16 protein-coding genes are annotated in these 19,792 nt (G+C 38.4%); 6 read left to right on the top strand and 10 right to left on the bottom strand.

Features of this window, described 5'->3' with window-relative positions; genetic code table 11:
- Positions 1-187: 187 nt before the first annotated feature.
- The 3 genes from E1750_RS16780 to E1750_RS16770 all read left to right on the top strand — a co-directional run bounded on the left by E1750_RS16780 (position 188) and on the right by E1750_RS16770 (position 4,682).
- Complete coding sequence (locus tag E1750_RS16780; protein ID WP_133277875.1) at positions 188-3,871, top strand: T9SS sorting signal type C domain-containing protein; 3,684 nt, start codon at positions 188-190, stop codon at positions 3,869-3,871.
- Between the two features lie 20 nt (positions 3,872-3,891).
- Positions 3,892-4,125: a hypothetical protein gene (locus tag E1750_RS16775; protein ID WP_133277874.1), complete on the top strand. Its 234-nt coding sequence runs from the start codon at positions 3,892-3,894 to the stop codon at positions 4,123-4,125.
- Positions 4,126-4,226: 101 nt separating this feature from the next.
- The gene (locus E1750_RS16770; RefSeq protein ID WP_133277873.1) at positions 4,227-4,682 is read left to right on the top strand and encodes a hypothetical protein; all 456 of its coding nucleotides are present in this window, start codon (positions 4,227-4,229) and stop codon (positions 4,680-4,682) included.
- Positions 4,683-5,030: 348 nt separating this feature from the next.
- Here E1750_RS16770 and E1750_RS16765 read toward each other — a convergent pair whose 3' ends face one another.
- The 8 genes from E1750_RS16765 to E1750_RS16730 all read right to left on the bottom strand — a co-directional run bounded on the left by E1750_RS16765 (position 5,031) and on the right by E1750_RS16730 (position 13,475).
- Entirely contained in the window at positions 5,031-6,476 is a 1,446-nt protein-coding gene (locus E1750_RS16765; RefSeq protein ID WP_133277872.1) for an MFS transporter, read from the bottom strand.
- A 43-nt stretch (positions 6,477-6,519) separates the two neighbouring features.
- Positions 6,520-7,932: a glucuronate isomerase gene (uxaC, locus tag E1750_RS16760; RefSeq protein WP_133277871.1), complete on the bottom strand. Its 1,413-nt coding sequence runs from the start codon at positions 7,930-7,932 to the stop codon at positions 6,520-6,522.
- A 4-nt stretch (positions 7,933-7,936) separates the two neighbouring features.
- The gene (uxuA, locus tag E1750_RS16755) at positions 7,937-9,097 is read right to left on the bottom strand and encodes a mannonate dehydratase (protein WP_133277870.1); all 1,161 of its coding nucleotides are present in this window, start codon (positions 9,095-9,097) and stop codon (positions 7,937-7,939) included.
- Between the two features lie 32 nt (positions 9,098-9,129).
- Positions 9,130-9,957: an SDR family oxidoreductase gene (locus tag E1750_RS16750; protein ID WP_317126142.1), complete on the bottom strand. Its 828-nt coding sequence runs from the start codon at positions 9,955-9,957 to the stop codon at positions 9,130-9,132.
- On the bottom strand, positions 9,954-10,619 hold the full coding sequence (locus E1750_RS16745; RefSeq protein WP_133277868.1) for a beta/alpha barrel domain-containing protein: 666 nt from the start codon (positions 10,617-10,619) through the stop codon (positions 9,954-9,956). Before E1750_RS16745 ends, E1750_RS16750 begins: the two co-directional genes overlap by 4 nt.
- Before the next feature lie 266 nt (positions 10,620-10,885).
- The gene (locus tag E1750_RS16740) at positions 10,886-11,335 is read right to left on the bottom strand and encodes a YhcH/YjgK/YiaL family protein (protein ID WP_133277867.1); all 450 of its coding nucleotides are present in this window, start codon (positions 11,333-11,335) and stop codon (positions 10,886-10,888) included.
- An 11-nt stretch (positions 11,336-11,346) separates the two neighbouring features.
- Positions 11,347-12,390 (bottom strand): sugar kinase, encoded by a 1,044-nt coding sequence (locus E1750_RS16735; protein WP_133277866.1) that lies wholly within the window; start codon positions 12,388-12,390, stop codon positions 11,347-11,349.
- Positions 12,391-12,467: 77 nt separating this feature from the next.
- Complete coding sequence (locus tag E1750_RS16730; protein ID WP_133277865.1) at positions 12,468-13,475, bottom strand: sugar kinase; 1,008 nt, start codon at positions 13,473-13,475, stop codon at positions 12,468-12,470.
- 98 nt (positions 13,476-13,573) lie between these two features.
- Between E1750_RS16730 and E1750_RS16725 the strand changes: the two genes are divergently transcribed.
- Both E1750_RS16725 and E1750_RS16720 read left to right on the top strand, forming a co-directional pair.
- The gene (locus E1750_RS16725; protein WP_227873917.1) at positions 13,574-14,656 is read left to right on the top strand and encodes a LacI family DNA-binding transcriptional regulator; all 1,083 of its coding nucleotides are present in this window, start codon (positions 13,574-13,576) and stop codon (positions 14,654-14,656) included.
- 327 nt (positions 14,657-14,983) lie between these two features.
- Positions 14,984-15,604: an SOS response-associated peptidase gene (locus E1750_RS16720; protein WP_133277864.1), complete on the top strand. Its 621-nt coding sequence runs from the start codon at positions 14,984-14,986 to the stop codon at positions 15,602-15,604.
- Positions 15,605-15,625: 21 nt separating this feature from the next.
- On the opposite strand, the gene E1750_RS16715 is transcribed toward E1750_RS16720, so the two are convergent.
- Complete coding sequence (locus tag E1750_RS16715) at positions 15,626-18,286, bottom strand: MGH1-like glycoside hydrolase domain-containing protein (RefSeq protein ID WP_133277863.1); 2,661 nt, start codon at positions 18,284-18,286, stop codon at positions 15,626-15,628.
- A 321-nt stretch (positions 18,287-18,607) separates the two neighbouring features.
- On the opposite strand from E1750_RS16715, the gene E1750_RS16710 reads away from it, so the two are divergent.
- Positions 18,608-18,988 (top strand): PH domain-containing protein, encoded by a 381-nt coding sequence (locus E1750_RS16710; RefSeq protein ID WP_133277862.1) that lies wholly within the window; start codon positions 18,608-18,610, stop codon positions 18,986-18,988.
- A gap of 35 nt (positions 18,989-19,023) precedes the next feature.
- On the opposite strand, the gene E1750_RS16705 is transcribed toward E1750_RS16710, so the two are convergent.
- Positions 19,024-19,788: a 5'-methylthioadenosine/adenosylhomocysteine nucleosidase gene (locus E1750_RS16705; protein ID WP_133277861.1), complete on the bottom strand. Its 765-nt coding sequence runs from the start codon at positions 19,786-19,788 to the stop codon at positions 19,024-19,026.
- Positions 19,789-19,792 lie beyond the last annotated feature (4 nt).

Genomic DNA, 19,792 nt, shown 5'->3' with positions numbered 1-19,792 from the left:
TTCACCAAATTGTGAACAATACTTATCCAACTCGTATTTTGAGCTGGACAGGGGTTTTTATTTTAAAATTCAAAGGAAAACTTTGAGACATACTATAACAATACCAACAATAAAACCGCGGAATGCCTTGTAAAAAAGGTGGTACAAATTCCATTACTGTTAAAAACCAATTAAAAACAAATTACCTATGAAAAAAAACAACACGATTAAAAAACAAAAAAAGGGCTGGATAGTCCTGATGATAATCCTGTGTGGATTATTTGTGAATACGGCGATGGGGCAAAGAACATTTACTTGGAACGGATCCGTTTCAACTGACTGGGCAACAGCTGCAAACTGGACTCCAAGCGGAAGTGGCAGTACAAGTACTTATCCAGGAGAATCAACACTTACAAATGTAGATTGGGTGGTTATTAGTAGTAACTCAACTCCAAATGCACCGATCATTACGACAAGTCCTCCAAGTTCTGTAGCTAGAGTTACTATTAGCAATGCAACAGGAACAATTGCAGGTCCTACATTAACCATCAATTCTGGCGCTACTCTTTTAGTAAGAAGTGCGTCGATCACCAACGTTTCTCTTACTGGTGGAAAGATAGTAAACAACGGGACATTAGATATTTTAAGTACTGCAACTGCTGGAGGAGGAATCGCAACTACAGGGATAATTTGTAATACTCCTACGCAGCCTCCGACCAGTAACACGACATATGGCTACTCGGGTAACGGAACCTTAAATATAGATGTTAGTGCATCGACTACTGCAGCTAGTGCTGCGATAAGTGTTCCTTCTGCGAATGCATTCGCTATCTATAGTTTCCTAATTAATGCTACACCTAGTTTAAAGCTTAGCACAGGGACAAACACTTGTTTTGCCGTGAGATCTTCAAATATCTCTCCTGTAATTATAGGAGGTACTGGTTTTACAATCGGAAGTGCAGGAATACCAAGTAATGGCGGATTATTGGGTTTAGGAGGTGCTTCTACCGTAATTATAGAAAGTGGTACAAATCTTACTTTTTATAGTAAAAATACCAACCTCGCACGACAAATGAGCGTGTTTAATTCAGCTTCAACAACGACAACTGTAACCAACAGGGGAAACATTAATATCCTTGGAGATACTACAAATACCCCTATATTTATGAGTACTGGAGCAGGAACCAATGCACCAATTTTTAACTTAATTAACGAAGGTACTTTAAATATAGACCTTGTTTGTTCTAATATCGCTACTGGACCATTAGGTACAGGAAATGGTGGCGGCAAATCTACTGGCACTGGCGTAGGATTCTTCATTACTAATAGTGGCACATTAACTTTGAAAAACAGATCTACAACTGTGGGCAGAGGCAGTGCTATAGCTGGTTCAAGTGCTGGTGAAGCTCCACCGCTCACCATTACAAATAGTGGCGTTTTAAATTTGGAAGGGTCTACAAGTCACGCAGGTTTTAAAACATCCATAATCAATAATGGAATTATCAATTCAAATAGCGATTTTGTTAGTTTCAGTTCCATAGTTAATAACACCACAGGTACTTTCAATTTTAAAAGAACAGCTAGTTCTAGCACCAATAAACAAGTTACTTTTACAGTTGCAGATACAGCATTATCAAATGCTGGTACAACTTATACAGCTGATGGATTTACATTTACAGTTACCAATCAAAAATTTAGTTTTCCGCTTCCTAATCCACTTATCACCAATGTAGTGTCTAATGCTACTGTATCCCCAACGGGAACGCTTACATTGGCATCAGGTACAGGAGATGCGTCAATAGCCTATACAGCTGTAGCTAATCCAACCGCAAATAATGCATTTACTAGTGGTATCACAAACAATGGTATTATTAATACAGACACAGGTTCTAACCTTAATATTATTCCAGGTGTAACAACTACTGCTAATAGTATAATAGCTCCTGGAGGTTCTGCAGGGAAAGGAATCGTTGATTTTGCAAAAGGAGCTGCAACACTTAGCGGTAAAACTATTTTGCAAATTTCAGGAAGTGCTGCAGCAGGTGTTGATTATGACCAAATTACCAATAGTGCCATTGCAGGAACGCTTGCTGTTTCAGGAACATTAGATATTACTGGAATATACACACCAGCTGGACCGGTTACTATAGATATTGTTACCACTGAAGCAACTGGAGATCTTTCAGGAAATTTTGGAACTGTCATTGGTATAACTACAGGATGGTCTGTTGTGGCTACTACTGGTGTAGGAGGAAAAATACAATTAGTTTATGATCCATTAACTCCAGCTACAAGCACTACTTGGACAGGGGGAACGAGCACAGGTTGGATTAATGCACTAAACTGGTCAAATGGAGTACCTGATCAAAATTCTGACGTAACGATTGCAAATGGAACATTTCAACCCTCACCTTTTGTCAATGTAAGCATAAAGTCATTGACTATTGATTCTGGATCAACATTAACTATTAATTCAACTTATAATTTTACTGTAAAGGAAGCTATTACAAACAATGGAACCTTAACTGTCCTAAACAATGCTAACTTGATTCAAGTAGATAATGTTTCTAATGGAGGTGCAGGTACCACTACTGTGAACAGAAATAGCAATGCGTTAAGCCGTTTAGACTATACCATTTGGTCTTCTCCGGTGACTGGCACACAAAAATTAACAGATTTTTCGCCGTTAACGTCACAATCACCAAGTCGTTTTTACAATTATGCTGAAACTGCAAATCAATATACAGCGATTGCTAGCCCTACGACAACCACTTTCGCTGCAGGATCAGGTTACTTGATTCGTATGCCTAACGATGCTGTACCTGCACCTGCGACACAAACTTTTGCCGGTGTATTTTCAGGTGTGCCGAACAATGGAACTATTACAAACCCGATTACTTACGGTGGAGCCGCTTTAGGATACAATTTGGTAGGAAATCCTTATCCATCGACTATCGATGCACAAGCCTTTATCACTGCCAACACTACGAACATCGAAAGCAGTTTGTATTTCTGGAGAAAAATAAATGGGGCGACAGGTTCATCGTATGCGGTGTATAATCCATTGGGAGCAACTACTGCTACACCAAGTAGCGCGGTGCCAAACGGAACAATTCAAGTAGGACAAGGGTTCTTTGTAAAAGCTAAAAGCGCTTCGAACGTAAGTTTTACCAATGCCATGCGAGTTGCTAACAATAGCAATCAATTCTTCAAAACCAAACAAGTTCAAAAAGACCGTTTGTGGTTGAATTTGACAGGTGCAGCCGATGCTTTCAGCCAAGCTTTAGTAGGATATACTGCTGATGCAACTTTAGCTGTTGATATGTATGATGCAAAATACATTAACGACAGTCCAATTGCTTTGACTTCTAGTATCAACAACGAAGAATACACTATTCAGGGTCGTCCAGCATTTGATGCTAGCGACGTAGTAGCTTTAAACTTCAAAACTGATTTAGCTGGAGATTATACAATCGCTTTAGACCATTTTGATGGTGTTTTTGCAACGGGACAAGACGTTTATTTGTTAGACAACACCACTGGTGCAGAAACCAACTTGAAAAATGGTTCTTATACCTTCAATGCCACTGCTGGAATAGACAACAGCAGATTCTCTTTGAAATACCAAAAAACATTGAAAGTAGATGAACCAAAATTAAATGAGAACACTATTAGAGTATACAAAAATAATGGAACGCTTTATGTAAATTCAGGTTCGATTGCCATCAGTAGCATTAGTGTTTTTGATGTTCAAGGAAGATTACTATCCGAACAAAGAAACGTGAAAGCGAACACGGCTACAATCAAAGACCAAAGAGCCCTAAACCAGGTGCTAATTGTAAAAATTGTTGGTGAAGACAACTCAGAGGTGACCAAAAAAGTATTGAATTAAAAACATTAAAAAATTAAAAAATGAAAAATAACTTAGTAAAATTTTATATCACTGCTTTTTTCTTTGTGTGTACATTGGCCACTTTTGCACAACCAGGATCAGGGTCAGATAACGGAGGAATAGATGATAGCGGTACTAGCGATACAACCCCCGCTGCACCCATTGACGATTCTGTTTGGATTCTGTTGGCAATCGGACTAGTATTTGCCTTTCTTAGATTTAGAGCTGTTTATAAACAAGTATCCAATTCTTAAGTAAGAGTACATCTTGTTATTATTTACAGACCCTGTTCCATCTTGGGGCAGGGTTTTTTTTGACTTAAATTTTAAAAAAAACTTTGCTAAAATCCCTTATTATGATAGAAATCAATTGTATCCCCCTTTCTAAAAACTCGATTCGAAAAGCTAAATTTGATCAACTCACTTTGTCCGAAAATGGACTGCTTTTGAAACATCAAAACAAAGCCGAGCAAGAAATTCCATTTGCCCAGATCAATAAATTGTACATCAAAAAATACAATTTGCATCCCGCAATGGAACTATTTGGGATTTCTATTCCATTCTTGTTTATAATCGCAACCATTCAATATTTAGATTTATACCTCGCAACAGCAGGAAGTATGATCCTCGCTTTATTCATTATTAAAACTGTGATGAATTTCAAATGGTATCGTTTCTTTATAGTCCTAAAAGACGGCACAGTATTTTCAAAGAGAGTCCATATAAATAAAAAATCGGAGAATATTTCTGTATTAGAAAAAGTATATGCACAATATTTGCATAGTAATTTCAGTACAGCGAGCGCAGCATAAAACGATTGGAGTTCCGATTTTGCATATTAACATCCAGTACTGCTAGCAAGTATTTAGCTGTTTTAGTATAATAAAAAATAGCCCTAAAGCGAAACTTTAGGGCTATTACTAACAAAAAAATATAAAAATAACTCGTTGGGTGAAATTATTAAATTTTTAGAAATAGTAAAATTGAAACGCATAGAATCATAGAAAAAAGAGTTGGATAGCCCAGTTCTTGGGTTCACATAGCTATGATTTACTAAAATCAAGCGAAGCGTCTTAATAAAATTAATAAAAAACTATGATTCTATGTGTTTAAAAAAAATTAAATTGAATTACACCCAACGGGTTAAAAATAATAAAAATCTACAAATCGGTAATTGGGGAATATTTAGGCACCAATGATTTCATTATAATCCATCCGGTCAAATAACAAACCGAACAAATGGAGAAGATAATAAAGTAGCCTGCTTCGATTCCTTCAAATCCCATAAAAGCCATATTGGTTTCTTTGGTATAGTCAAACAGCAATCCTGAACCTTTGTTGATCAAGGTCGACCCTAAGCCGCCTGCTAAACCGCCAATTCCTGTGATGGTAGCAATTGCTTTTTTCGGGAACATATCACCCACCGTAGTGAAAATATTTGCAGACCAGGCTTGATGAGCCGCTCCAGCAATACCAATAATAATGATGGGCAACCAATAACTAATATAGCCTAACGGTTGCGCCACAAGTGCCAACAAGGGGAAAAAGGCAAAGATCAACATCGATCTCATTCGCCCTTCATAAGGATTCATTCCAACCTTTTCAACAAAATAAGTAGGCAACCATCCTCCAATAATAGAAAGTAAGGTTATCATATAAAGGACAAATAATGGGAAAGCAGCCTCAGTAGAATCCATACCGTAAACCGAACTTAAATAAGCCGGAGTCCAAAACAAGAAAAACCACCAAACACCGTCGGTCATAAACTTGCCACAAGCGAAAGCCCAAGTTTGTTTGTATCGAAAGCACTCCTTGAAAGTCACTTTATTGGTAGTTTCTGGCACATATCCAACTAATTTACTATCTGCGATATCGTCTTGTTGGATGTATTCGAGTTCTGCAGCCGTAACTCTTTTATGGTTTTCTGGCTTGTCATACATAAAAATCCAAAAGCCCATCCAGATAAAACCTAAAGCTCCAATTATAATAAATGCCATTTCCCAACCAAAAGCTTTGGCTATAAACGGAATAGAAATTGGAGCTGCCAATGCCCCGACTGTGGCACCAGCATTAAAAATACTAGTAGAAAATGCTCTGTCTTTTTTAGGAAAATATTCAGCCGTAGTTTTAATTGCCGCAGGGAAATTTCCAGCCTCACCCACCGCTAAAACAAAACGGGCAAAAATGAATAAACTAACACTCACATTAATCACTAATCCGGTATCATTTACAGTACTAAGCGCCTCTTTTGCACCTTCAAAACCAACAAACCAATTTCCAGTGATCCAGCCAGATGTTGCAATTCCTGCAAAAGCGTGTAAACAGGCTCCTACTGACCACACTCCAATAGCCCAAAGAAATCCTTTTTTGGTATCCATAAAATCTACAAACTTCCCTGCAAATAATAATGATACCGCATAAAATATCGAAAATAAAGCCGTAATATTTCCATAATCATTGTTGGTCCAATGGAATTCTGGGGCAATAAAATCATTCCAAGTCAAAGAAAGAACTTGTCTATCGAGGTAATTGATGGTCGTTGCAAAAAAGAGTAAACCACAAATGGTCCATCTGTAATTTCCAATTTTTGTTGTTGTTTTATTCATATCATTTTGGTTGTTTTTGGTTGGTTAAAAAAAATATTTGGAATTAAATAGTTACTTTGAAATAGGTCTTGGCATTTTTATAACAAATGTCTTCTACCATACTTCCTATGAGATTCAGGTCGTCGGGCAACTCCCCTTTCTCGATTTCATCGCCCAGAACATTGCACAAGATACGTCTAAAATACTCGTGTCTCGGAAAAGAAAGAAAACTTCTTGAATCGGTTACCATTCCAACAAATTTGCTCAATAATCCAAAATTTGAGAGTACATTGAGTTGCTTTTCCATACCATCTTTTTGGTCTAAAAACCACCAAGCGGCACCATATTGCATTTTACCAACCACAATTCCATCATTGAAATTGGCAGCCATCGAAGCAAACATCTCGCTGTCTCGTGGGTTCAAATTATAGACAATGGTATTGGCCAATCCATCGCATTGACTTAGCTTGCCGAAAAACTTGCTCATATTATCCGCCATATTCAAATCGCCGATAGAATCATATCCTTGATCAGGACCTATGCTTTGCAGCATCTTTACATTGTTGTTTCTAATGGCTCCAACGTGAAATTGTTGCGCCCAAGATCTGGATTTATTCATCAAAGCCAGTTCAAACAACACCGCCGATTTGTACTTATTGATTTCAAAGCGTGAAATTTTTTCGCCTTTTAAAGCTCTTTTTAAAATGACATTGATTTCAGTTGTCGTGTATTTTTCACCATAAAAAGTGCTATGACCGTGATCGGATATGCGACAACCCATTTCGTGAAAAAAGGTATGACGCTCCTTCAAAGCTTTAATCAGCGAATTGAAATCAGAAATTTCATAATGGACAGTCGATCCCAATTTTTGAATCCACTCGACAAAGGCTTTGCCCTTTTCTATTTCGGTGGCTTTGTCCGGTCTGAAGGAAGGCAAAACTTTGATTTCGAACTGATCGTCCTGCAATTGTTTGTGATAACGCAAATCATCGGTAGGATCATCCGTAGTTCCCACCACTTTTACATTCATTTTTCTAAGAATATTTCGAACACTGTATTCTGGTTTTTGTAACAATTCAGCACATTGATTGTAAATCGACTCCGCTGAATCTGCATTCAACAAGTTGGTTATTCCAAAATAATTTTTGAGTTCTAAATGGGTCCAATGGTATAGCGGGTTCCTCAAAGTTGTAGGAACCGTTTCTGCCCATTTCATAAATTTTTCGTAGTCGCTGGCATCGCCTGTAATGAATTTTTCATTCACACCATTGGCACGCATCGCTCGGTATTTATAGTGATCGCCATCCAGCCAAATCTGGGCTAAATTGTCAAATTGACGGTCTTCAGCAATGTCTTTTGGAGATAAATGACAATGATAATCAAAAATAGGTTGATGCTTTGCAAAATCGTGATACAGTTGAACTGCCGCTTTACTGTGAAGCAAAAAATTGTCGGTGATAAAATTTTTTTCTGACATTTTTTTAAAATAAACTTTTCTCAATTCCCATTTCCAAACCGCGCAATTCTGCTAAGCCTCTTAAACGGCCAATTCCTGAATATCCCGGGTTGGTTTTTTTATTCAAATCGTCCAACATTTGATGTCCGTGATCGGGACGCATTGGGATGATTCTTTTGGTTTCTTTTTGCTTTTTCAGAATAGCTTTTACCACTCCGTACATATCGACATCGCCTTCGAGATGATTGGCCTCATAGAAATTTCCTTCGGCATCGCGCTGTGTACTTCTCAAATGAATAAAATTCATTTTTTCTCCGTGACGATCTACAATTCCCGGTAAATCATTTTCGGCAATCACGCCGTAAGAACCGGTACACATACAAAATCCATTCGATGGCGAATCAATTGCATTCAATAATTGTATCAAATCAGCCTCGGTACTAACCACTCTTGGCAAACCTAAAATGGGATACGGAGGATCGTCAGGGTGAATCGCCATCAAAACGCCAACACTTTCTGCTACCGGAATAATTTCTCGCAAGAAAAAGTACAGATTTTCTTTTAATTTATTGGCATCAATTCCATCATAGCCTTGAAGTACTTTCAAGAAATCTTCTACTGTATAGGATTCTTCAGCACCTGGTAAACCAGCGATGATGTTTTGTTGCAATTTAATTTTATCGGCATCGGTCAACTTTTCGAAAGTGGCTTTTGCTTTGATTTTTTGAGCTTCGGTATAGGTGTTTTCTGCGCCGGGTCTTTTTAGAATAAACAATTCGAAAGCCGCAAATTCGTTGACATCGAAACGTAAAGCTTTAGAACCATCTGGCATTTCATAAGACAAATCGGTTCTGGACCAATCTAAAACGGGCATAAAATTGTAGCAAACAATATTAATTCCACAAGCGGCTAAATTTCTGATGCTTTGCTTGTAGTTTTCGATATAGTTTAAATAATCACCGGTTTGCTTTTTGATATCCTCGTGCACCGGAATACTTTCGACAACTGAAAGTGTCAATCCTGCGGCTTCCACCTCATTTTTACGCTTCATTATCTCGTCCACTTCCCAGACTTGCCCATTTTTTATATGGTGTAAGGCAGTGACAATTCCGGTAGCTCCGGCTTGTTTGGCGTCAGATAATTTTACTGGATCATTGGGTCCGTACCATCTCCAAGTTTGTTCCATAATTGTATATTTTAATTTTAAGAACTATTGTTTTAAACTCCGCTAAACGCACTAAAACCTCCATCGATAGGAATAACAACGCCGGTCACAAAAGAAGAGGCATCGTCGCATAAATATAGCGTGGTGCTGATTAAATCTTCTGGTTCGCCAAATCTTCCCATTGGTGTTTGTCCGATAATGGTATTTCCTCTTGGAGTCAATTCACCGTCTCCAGTGGTCAATAAAGCACGGTTTTGATCGGTTAAGAAAAACCCGGGAGCCAAGGCATTCACACGAATTCCTACTTTAGAAAAATGAACTGCCAACCATTGCGTGAAATTAGAAACAGCCGCCTTTGCTCCGCTGTATGCCGGTATTTTTGTCAAAGGAGTAAACGCATTCATCGAAGAAATATTCAAAATGCTACAGCCTTTTTTACCAATCATATCTTTTGAAAAAACTTGCGTTGGCAATAAAGTTCCGATAAAGTTCAAATTGAAAACGAATTTTATCCCTTCGGCATCTAAATCAAAAAAAGTTTTGAAACCTTCGGTGGTGTTTAATAAATCTTCCTCTAACAAAAATGGATTAGACGTAGTTCCCAACGGATGGTTTCCTCCTGCTCCATTGACTAAAATATCACAGCTTCCCAATTTTTCATTCACTTCTATTTTAGCTGCTTCGAGCGAATCTCTTTCCAAAACATTTGCTGCTACACCAATCGCTTTTCCACCCGCTGCATTAATTTCGTCGGCAACACGATCTGCTGCTTCTTTTTTTAAATCCAAAACCGCAATCTGATGTCCTTGCTTCGCCAATGCTTTCGCTAAAGTACCGCACAAAACGCCTCCCGCTCCTGTTATTACTACTGTTTTCATTATTTCTTTGTTATTGAATGAATTAAATCCAACACTTTTTTAGTTTCTGATTCGATGGTTGCATAATCTTTGTCGGCCATCAATTGTTTGCTGATGAGTTTGCTTCCCATTCCCACAGCAGAAACGCCTGCTTTAAACCATCCGCTAATATTTTCGCTGGTTGTATCCACGCCACCAGTAGGCATAAATCGTAAGTTTGGAAAAATATCTTTGATTCCGCTCAAGAAATCGGGTCCTAGCATATTACCAGGGAACAATTTAATGAATTTTACTCCCGCATTTTCAGCAGCGATAATTTCCGTTGGCGTCATACAGCCTGGGCTATACAAGACCGATTTGCTTTTCAAGAAAGTAGCGACTTCTGGCACGAACCCTGGGCTGATAAAAAAATCGGCACCAATTGTAAAATATTCTTGTGCTTGTTGTAGGTTTTTGATGGTTCCAATACCTAATAATAAATCGGGCATTTCGGCATTACGAACTTCGACCATTTTAGCAAAGTTGCTCATTGCGGTTTCGCCACGACTGGTGTATTCTACTGCTTTTACTCCTGCTCTATAAATGGCTCTTAACACTTCTATGGTTACGGCCTCGTCTGCATTAAAGTACAAAGGAAGCATTCCTTGTTGTACAATTGCATCGGTTACTGATTGTATTTTACTCATTTTTTTAATTTTTTTTACATTTATCAACCTCAAAGACGCGAGGTCGGGAGGTTTTATATTTTAATTTTTTGTTTGATAGATTTGACAACTTTTAAAAAGTTGTCAAATCTGACCTTTATGCACTGCGCTCGCGTGAGGGATGGCAGTGGAGCTCTTTTTTCTTTTGAATTGCCACGGGTTTAAACCCGTGGCAATTCAAAAGAAAAAAAGCGGGAACGTACAGCCCGACCCGCAGTTTTTACGGAGGGGCACGCCCAAATTATGATTTAAATTTTAACTTTAAATACTAACTTTTTGATTTCAGCTTCACCAATCATTGGCGCGTGAACGTCCTCTGGATAAAAGATAGCAAATTGACCATCTGTCAACTGAAAAGACATATCTGGCGCATCACTGAAAAAACGAACGTCTTTCTCTGGATTATAATCTCCGTTTGGAGTAACGCATTTTTCTCTTGGTTTCCAAGCAATGGTTTCCAAACCTTTTACGCAGACTTGAATGTCGATGTTTTTGTCGTGACATTCAAATTTGGCCAAACTTGCTTCGGCTGTTTTTCCGTTTCCGGTCGCCACAATTAGTTTTAATCCTTCGGCAATTTCTAGGACGCCGTCAGGAAGGTTGGCAATGTCATTTTGATTGATAAACTCAAATGCTTGGGCAAACAATGGATTCAATCCGATGTATTTGGGTGCGTTGGCTACTGTATCTATGATCATAAGTTCTTTATTTATCGTGCTACTCGACCCGAAGCGTCACCGCCCATTAATTTAGAAACTTCATCGACCGTTACTAGGTTCGCATCACCTTTGATGGTGTGTTTCAAGCAAGAAGCCGCTACTGCAAAATCCAAAGCGTTTTGGTCATTCCCAGGATAAGTCAATAATCCGTAGATTAAACCTCCCATAAAGGAATCACCGCCACCTACTCGATCCACGATATCTGTAATTTGATATTGACGGGTTTGCAACATTTGTTTTCCATCATATAAAACCCCAGCCCAAGTGTTGTGTGAGGCAGAAATAGAACCTCTAAGAGTGGTAATTACTTTTTTGGCTTTAGGGAATTTAGCCATCATTTGTTGGCAAACAGACAAGAACGCTTCAGCTTTGACATCGTGTCCGTGTGTTTGAACTGCCGCGCCATCAGGTTTGATGCCAAAGTGCATTTCAGCATCTTCTTCGTTGCCTAAAATCACATCGCAATACGAAGTCAACTCAGTCATAATCGCTTCACGGTCGCCACCGTATTTCCATAATTTAGCGCGGTAATTCAAATCCGTTGAAATTGTGATTCCTAATTTGCTCGCTGCTTTCACCGCTTCTAAACAAGCATCGGCAGAACTTTGAGAAATTGCGGGTGTAATTCCAGTCCAATGGAACCATTCTACACCTTCGAAAACTTTTTCCCAGTTAATCATTCCGGGTTGAATTTCTGACATTGAAGAATGCGAGCGGTCATAAACCACTTTACTACCTCTGCTCACGGCTCCGGTTTCGAGGAAATAAATCCCTAAACGTTCTCCACCCCAAACAATATTATCTACTCCAACGCCTCTTTTACGCATTTCCATCATAGCACATTCGCCGATATCATTTTTGGGTAAACGGGTAACGAAATCCACTGGGATTCCAAAATTCGCCAAGGAAACTGCCACATTCGATTCGCCACCACCATAAACAACATCAAAATTGTCTGCTTGTGAAAATCTTAAAAATCCTTGAGGTGCTAATCTTAACATTATCTCTCCAAATGTTACTACTCTTTTTGCCATTTTTTTGTGTTTAAATTATTTACTATTCTATTTTATATTTGTTTCCAAAACGTGTTCGCACACGCAACTAGTTAAAATTATCGTGATACGCGTCCCCCGCCAAAACCACTCATCAAAGCATTGATTTCATTTACGGTAGCCAAATTGATATCTCCTGAAATCGAATGTTTCAAGCAGGTGGCAGCCACCGCAAATTCCAAGGCCATTTGATGATTTTCCGGCCAAGTAATCAATCCGTAGATTATGCCCGCCATAAACGCATCGCCGGCTCCAATTCTGTCTATAATGTGTGATATATTGTATTCTCTGGACTGCAATAATTCGGTGCCATTCCAAATGGAAGCGCTCACCGCATTGGAGGAAGCATTGGCTCGCATTCGATGGGTAGAAGTGATATTTTTTAATTTCGGAAAAAATTTCATCCAATTGCTAAAAACCATTTCTTCGGTATCGGATTCATTTTTGGGCACGCCAAGCACCTTTTCAGACTCATCGATACCACCGAGTAATAAATCACAATGCTGAACAAGATCGGGCATTATTTCATTTGCATTTTTACCATATTTCCACAAAGTGGGTCTGTAGTTCAAATCGGCAGAAATCGTCAATCCCATAGCGTCGGCAACTACCAATGCTTCTTTACAAAGTTCGGCCAATTCCAGCGAGAGTGAAGGTGTGATACCGGACCAATGAAACCAATCGGCATCCTTGAAAATTGTTTCCCAATCGATCATTCCTTTTCTTAAAGTCGAAAACGAAGAGTCTTCGCGGTCGTACACCACTTTACCCGGACGTTCCGATGCACCTTGCTCAAAATAATAAATACCCAACCTTTTGCCTTGCATAAAAGCGATAGGCTCCACGCCAAAGGACCGCAACATACTCAAAGAAGATTCGCCCAATTCGTTTGAAGGTACAGCGGTAATGAATTTAACAGGAAGTCCAAATTTGGCTAAAGAAGCAGCGACATTGGCTTCGGCACAACCATAATACAGGTCAAATGAAGTGGCTTGGGTCAAACGCAAATGACTGGGAGGCGATAGCCTTAATAATATTTCTCCAAAAGTTACAATTCGCTTTGCCATTTGATATTAAAAATTCGTGTTCGCACACGGACAATGCAAATATATAAAAAAAACGACTAAAACAACTATTTCAAAATAATATTAATAAAAGATTTTTTTTGCGAAAAAATTATACTTTTACAGTCTCAAAACTAAAAGTAACGATTATCATTACAATAAAGAAAATAGCCGAAATTGCGAATGTATCTGTGGGTACAGTGGATCGAATTATCCATAATCGTGGACAAGTTACCGAGGAAAACATCGAAAAAGTAAACGCGATTATTAAGGAATACGGCTATAAAAAAAATATTTTTGCAAGCAATCTAGCGTTCAATAAAAGGTATAAGTTCGCTGTCTTTTTGCCCAAAAATAAAAATGTTGAATATTGGAGAGCTCCAATAATCGGCGTAGAAAAAGCGGCCGAAGAGTTGGCCAACTTTGGCATCTCTATTGACTATCTCTATTTTGATTACAAGATTAGCTCTTTCAAAAAAACAGCAAAAAAAATTTTACAACTCGATTACGACGGTCTTCTCTTTGCACCAATTTTCTACGAGGAATCGGTTTCTTTTCTGACGGAATACAAGAAAAAAAACATCCCCATTGTAATGATTGACTCTAACCTTCCGGAACTTGAAGGTGTAGCGTATATAGGTCAAGATTCTTTTCAAAGTGGTTACCTAGGAGGGAAATTAATCAGTTACGGGATCAAGAATGACAGTAACGTATTGATTCTAAAAATCATAAGAAATGTCGAAAGTACTTCGAGAACGAACGTCTTCCTGCAACGAATCAAGGGTTTTTATGCTTTTTTTGAAGACAAACCCAATCTTCCCCAATTTAATTTTACCGAAATCAGCATCAAATACGATATCGAAAACCAATTATCTACCACGATGTTTTCGGGTATCGATTGCGTTTTTGTACCCAATTCCAGGGTGTACATCGTCGCTGAATTTCTAAAAGCCAACCATATAAAAGGCATTCGAGTGGTGGGTTACGAATTATTAAAACAAAACTTAGAATACCTGAATGACGGTATTGTCGACTTTTTAATTCACCAAAAGCCAGAAGAACAAGGCTATATGGGCATTATTCATCTGTATAAAAAAATTGTTTTAAAAGAAGCCGTGACGGATTTACACTATATGCCACTCGAAATTATTGTGGAAGAAAATTACGTAAAAACACAATTGTAAATCATTGTTGTCCGATTAAAATTGTAATGAAACTAAAATCTCCAACAAATATAGTCCCTACGGGACATTAGGGGGCGAATGACTTGTTTTTTGACTACCAACATTATGCTCCTAACGGAGCATACCTCGTAGAGGTTAAATAGTGGTAGCGAGAGGATTACGAATAGTAAATTTGTCCCGTAGGGACAATACTTGCATTTCATCGGACAACAGTGATTGTAAATAAATACTATTTGATATTTTATTTTTGGTTCGAAAAGTCGAGCGGTACTATTGATTTTAACTTAGGGAAACTACTACATCTAAAATTAGAAAAATTCACTTTCCATGTGCTATCATACCAAACAAACCAAAGTAGCTCAAGAAGTCGAAAAGCGGTTCAAAGCCCAATTCCACAACATTGGCCTGTTTGAACCTCAACAAAGCATCAATGCGTTTGAATTTCCTTTAACCCCCATAATAACCGACCAAACACCACAGATCATTTCGCACTACAATTGGGGTTTAATTCCTTCTTGGGCAAAAGAATCGGCTATTCAAAAATACAACTTGAACGCTAAAATAGAAACGGTAATCGAAAAACCTTCGTTCGCGAACTCGGTCAACAAAAGATGTCTCGTGATTGCCAATGGTTTTTTCGAATGGCAATGGCTGGACCCCAAAGGAAAAACGAAACAAAAATATGAGATAGGCTTGCCAGAAGAGGAATTATTTGCCTTCGCAGGACTGTATTCACAATGGATCAATCCCGCAACAGCCGAAGTTAAAAACACCTTTACCATTGTCACCACCGAAGCCAATCCGCTTTTATCAGAAATACATAACACCAAAAAAAGAATGCCCATCATTTTGAAAAAAGAAGACGAATCACGATGGCTGCAACACGAACCTATTTTAAATTTTGCCCATCCCTACACTATTGATTTAATTGCCAATAAAATAGTTTGAACACCATTAGGGTAGCCAATATTACTCCTCTTCTTTATTCAAATGCCAGATAATTTCAGCTATCAGTCCTGTCCAACCCGTTTGATGATTGGCGCCTAAACCTTTGCCGGTATCGCCGTCGAAATATTCAAAAAATAAATTATTAGCATTGAAAAGAGGGTCTTCTTGGAATTTTTTGTATTCGCCATACATCGGAATTTTATCGTCGGCATCTTTAAGAAATAAAGCCAATAATCTACGCGCAACGCCCTTCGAAGCCTCTTTAAGGTTCATTTCATCTCCTGAATCGGTTGGGAATTCCACTTTAAAACCTTTACCATAATAATTATGAAATTTTTCTAAAGAGTCCAATATCAAATAATTCATTGGGAACCATATCGGTCCTCTCCAATTCGAATTTCCACCAAACATATCGCCAGTAGCCTCGGCGGGAGTGTAATCTACTTGAATAATTCCGCCGTGGTATTTGAACTTGTAGGGATGTTCTTTGTGGTATTTTGACATCGATCGAACGCCAAAATCAGATAAAAATTCTTTTTCATCAAACATCCGCTTGAGAATCATTTTCATCCTGTGCCCTCGCAAAGTGGAGAGCAAACGCGTTTCCCCTTTTCCGTGCACAAACCAACTGGAAACCAAGCTAGCCAAATCGGGTCTGTTTTTCAAAACCCATTCCACTCTGCGTTTGAATAAAGGTAATTTTTCGAGCAATTCTGGGGTCAAAACTTCGACTGCAAACAATGGAATTAAACCGACCATCGAACGTATTTTCAATAATTCGGCATCGCCATTGGGTTTATGAAGCATGTCATAATAAAATTCATCTTCTTCATCCCAAAGACTCACATCGTTGCTTCCCAACGACTGCATCGCTCCGGATATATGCAGGAAATGCTCAAAAAACTTAGAGGCCATATCCTGATAAACAGGGTTTTGGAGTGAAATTTCGCAGGCGATACGCAACATATTCAAGCAATACATAGCCATCCAACCCGTCCCGTCTGCTTGTTCGAGATGACCTCCGGTAGGCAAGTCATACGAGCGATCGAAAACCCCAATATTATCCATCCCGAGGAAACCACCACCAAAGATATTATTCCCGTTTTCGTCTTTCAAATTGACCCACCAGGTAAAATTGAGCAGTAATTTATGGAAAATACGTTCTAAGAATACCGTATCTCCTACTCCTCCATTGGCTTCCTTATCAATTTCATACACTTTCCAAGTGGCCCAAGCATGAACCGGTGGATTAACATCTGAAAATGACCATTCATAAGCTGGAATTTGCCCGTTGGGATGCATATAATATTCTCGCAGAATAACCAGCAATTGCCTTTTGGCAAAATCGGGATCCAATCGCGCCAAAGGCAAGGTATGAAAAGCCAAATCCCAAGCGGCAAACCAAGGATATTCCCATTTATCGGGCATCGACAGGATATTAGAAGTATATAAATGCTTCCAAGTGCTATTTCTGCCTTCGTTTCGTCCTCGTTCCGGTTTGGGTGTAGACGGGTCGCCTTTTAGCCATTCGTATACATTATAGTAATACCATTGTTTGGTCCAAAGCATCCCTGCGTACGCTTGTCGCTGAATGGATTTGAGTTTTTCGTCAACAACTCCCTTCTGGATCTGAGCGTAAAATTCATTCGCTTCATCGATTCTATTTTGAAAAATAGTATCAAAATCTACAAAAGCATCGTCTAGAGTGCCATTGGTAAAACGGATACGGTATTCCTTTTTGCCCAATGCAGGAATAACATCATCATAATGAACCGAAGCTTTGGTCCCGGTAGCATCTGGATTTACTGCCTTCTTTTTTCTGTTGACGATGTACTCATTGATACTATCCTTCGGAAAATGTGTTTTATTTGGTGAATGGTAGAGTCGTTCGAAATTGGTTTTATTTTCACAAAACAAAAGATTTTTTGCTTTGTCAGCATAGAGATTGAATGTACCGACAATTTTATGATCGACTTCGATTAGCGATTTGCCTTTTCCTTTTAAAGTTGGAATTTCCTTATAGTTTTCGTACCCCCAACTCCAAGTATTTCGGAACCAAATAGTAGGAAGGACTGTTATGGGAGCAGCTGTATTGGATCGATTTTCAACGGTAACTTTGATTAAAATATCTTGCTGATCGGCTTTGGCATATTCGATTGTAATATCGAAATACTCGTCATTATCGAAAACACCAGTGTCAATTAATTCGTATTCCGGTTCAAGACGAGAGCGTCTCTGACTTTCAGTAATGATTTTTTCATAGGGAAAAGCCGCGTGCGGATACTTGTAAAGCATCTTTTGGTAAGAATGCGTTGGAGTTGCGTCCAGATAATAATAAATTTCTTTAACATCTTCTCCGTGATTCGATTCGGCTGGTGTTAGCCCAAAATAGCGTTCTTTCAGAATCCGATCTTTATGATTCCAAAACGAAAAAGCCAAACAAATGTGCTGTTTATTATCCGAAATTCCACCAATACCCTCTTCACCCCAACGATAGGCTTTCGATCGCGCCATATCGTGCGTTGAGCTTCCCCAAGCGTAACCACTTTGCGAATAATCTTCTCTTACGGTTCCCCATTGCCGGTCTGTTAGATAAGGCCCCCATTTTTTCCATCCTTTATTATCGGTTCTTAATTTTAATCTTGCTTTTTCTGCATTCGTTTCACCATCTCTTGCTGACATACCTATTTTCATTTATTTCCAAGTCGCAATTTATAAAAACGTCATTAAAAATAACTATAGATTTGGCAAAAATTGAAAGGCAAAACCAACAAAACAATATTTCTCAATAGTTTATACAATTTATTAGCAAAAAGCCAAAAAAGAGGACCATAAATTAGTATTAGATACTTATTAAAGCTATTGAAACAAAGCTAATCTTATCAAATCGACGCCCTTAAAATTTCAGCAAAAATTAGCTTGCAATTTCGACTATTCGACGACTATTTATAGTAATTTTACGGCGACAATTATAGTAAACCACTTTATAAAAAACATAAAATTATGGGATTTTTATCAGCCTTAATAGGCAATGCAGGAGCAGTAAGCCAAGAAAGTTTATTGAAAGACTACGGAAAATTACTCATCGAAGGTGAAGAAATTGAGCTGGGTTTCAAACTCATTCGTGATGTTTTCATTTTTACAACTAAACGATTGATTTTGGTTGAAAAACAAGGATTAACAGGTAGCAAAATTGAATACAAATCCATCACTTATAAAAGTATCTCTAGATTTAGTATCGAAACTGCTGGCACTTTCGACTTGGAGGCGGAACTTAAAATTTGGGTTTCCAGCGAAACACAGCCCAGTATTGTAAAACAATTCAACAAGTCTGTCAATGTGTATGACGTTCATTTGGTTTTGGCAACGCACGTTTTGAAGTAAATCCTAGCTAATACACCACAAAAATTCGAACCATTTCAAATCGCACTAAAGATGTTTTTTATAATCTGAGCAGCATAAGTACTCGAAATTTTCTTAATAAAAGAGGGGAAATCAAGGTGCGCATGGTCGTCGGCCACATCTGAAATGGTTCGAATAATACTGAATGGAATTTTATATTCATAACAAACCTGCGCTACTGCGGCTCCTTCCATTTCTACACAAAGTATATTGGGCAGTTGGGAAATAAGATGCTGTTTTTGCTCATTTTTTGAGAAAAATTGGTCACCACTGGCAATATCTCCAACGAATAATCTGGGTTGCGAAATATTGAATTCTATCAAATCCTGTTCTCCAATAACCGTATGCAAACTTTTGGTTTCTAATAGCGCTTTTATAGCATTTGACGCTATGGATAAATAAGATACATCAGTTTCCAAATAAGTTTTAGAGAGTAACGGAATTTCAAATCTTGGCATCAAAGGCCTTGCATCCATATCGTGTTGGATCAACCTTTTGCCCAAAACAATGTCACCTATTTTCAACTCGGCATTGATGGCTCCTGCTACACCTGTAAACAATAATTCGGTAATGTTAAATTTGTGAATCAAAGTGGTGACAGTAGTAGCAGCGGCCACTTTGCCCCAACGCGAAAAAACCACCACCGTTTCTATTTCGTTGATTTGCCCCGAAAAATAAGTTCGCTTTCCTATTGTAGTTTGGGTACAATTCGATAGCAAAGCCACAACACCTTCAATTTCTTCGGGCATGGCTCCCATAATTCCAATAACTCTGTTTTTCATTTAC

The sequence above is a fragment of the Flavobacterium nackdongense genome, assembly GCF_004355225.1.
Taxonomy (GTDB): Bacteria; Bacteroidota; Bacteroidia; order Flavobacteriales; family Flavobacteriaceae; genus Flavobacterium; species Flavobacterium nackdongense.
This window is presented reverse-complemented; position numbering and strand designations above follow the sequence as displayed.

What these genes read in the sequence shown, in the direction of transcription:
- E1750_RS16780 (WP_133277875.1), top strand. Translation starts at nt 188, where the DNA reads ATGAAAAAAAACAACACGATTAAAAAACAAAAAAAGGGCTGGATAGTC.
- E1750_RS16775 (WP_133277874.1), top strand. Translation starts at nt 3,892, where the DNA reads ATGAAAAATAACTTAGTAAAATTTTATATCACTGCTTTTTTCTTTGTG.
- E1750_RS16770 (WP_133277873.1), top strand. Translation starts at nt 4,227, where the DNA reads ATGATAGAAATCAATTGTATCCCCCTTTCTAAAAACTCGATTCGAAAA.
- E1750_RS16765 (WP_133277872.1), bottom strand. Translation starts at nt 6,476, where the DNA reads ATGAATAAAACAACAACAAAAATTGGAAATTACAGATGGACCATTTGT.
- uxaC (WP_133277871.1), bottom strand. Translation starts at nt 7,932, where the DNA reads ATGTCAGAAAAAAATTTTATCACCGACAATTTTTTGCTTCACAGTAAA.
- uxuA (WP_133277870.1), bottom strand. Translation starts at nt 9,097, where the DNA reads ATGGAACAAACTTGGAGATGGTACGGACCCAATGATCCAGTAAAATTA.
- E1750_RS16745 (WP_133277868.1), bottom strand. Translation starts at nt 10,619, where the DNA reads ATGAGTAAAATACAATCAGTAACCGATGCAATTGTACAACAAGGAATG.
- E1750_RS16740 (WP_133277867.1), bottom strand. Translation starts at nt 11,335, where the DNA reads ATGATCATAGATACAGTAGCCAACGCACCCAAATACATCGGATTGAAT.
- E1750_RS16735 (WP_133277866.1), bottom strand. Translation starts at nt 12,390, where the DNA reads ATGGCAAAAAGAGTAGTAACATTTGGAGAGATAATGTTAAGATTAGCA.
- E1750_RS16730 (WP_133277865.1), bottom strand. Translation starts at nt 13,475, where the DNA reads ATGGCAAAGCGAATTGTAACTTTTGGAGAAATATTATTAAGGCTATCG.
- E1750_RS16720 (WP_133277864.1), top strand. Translation starts at nt 14,984, where the DNA reads ATGTGCTATCATACCAAACAAACCAAAGTAGCTCAAGAAGTCGAAAAG.
- E1750_RS16715 (WP_133277863.1), bottom strand. Translation starts at nt 18,286, where the DNA reads ATGTCAGCAAGAGATGGTGAAACGAATGCAGAAAAAGCAAGATTAAAA.
- E1750_RS16710 (WP_133277862.1), top strand. Translation starts at nt 18,608, where the DNA reads ATGGGATTTTTATCAGCCTTAATAGGCAATGCAGGAGCAGTAAGCCAA.
- E1750_RS16705 (WP_133277861.1), bottom strand. Translation starts at nt 19,788, where the DNA reads ATGAAAAACAGAGTTATTGGAATTATGGGAGCCATGCCCGAAGAAATT.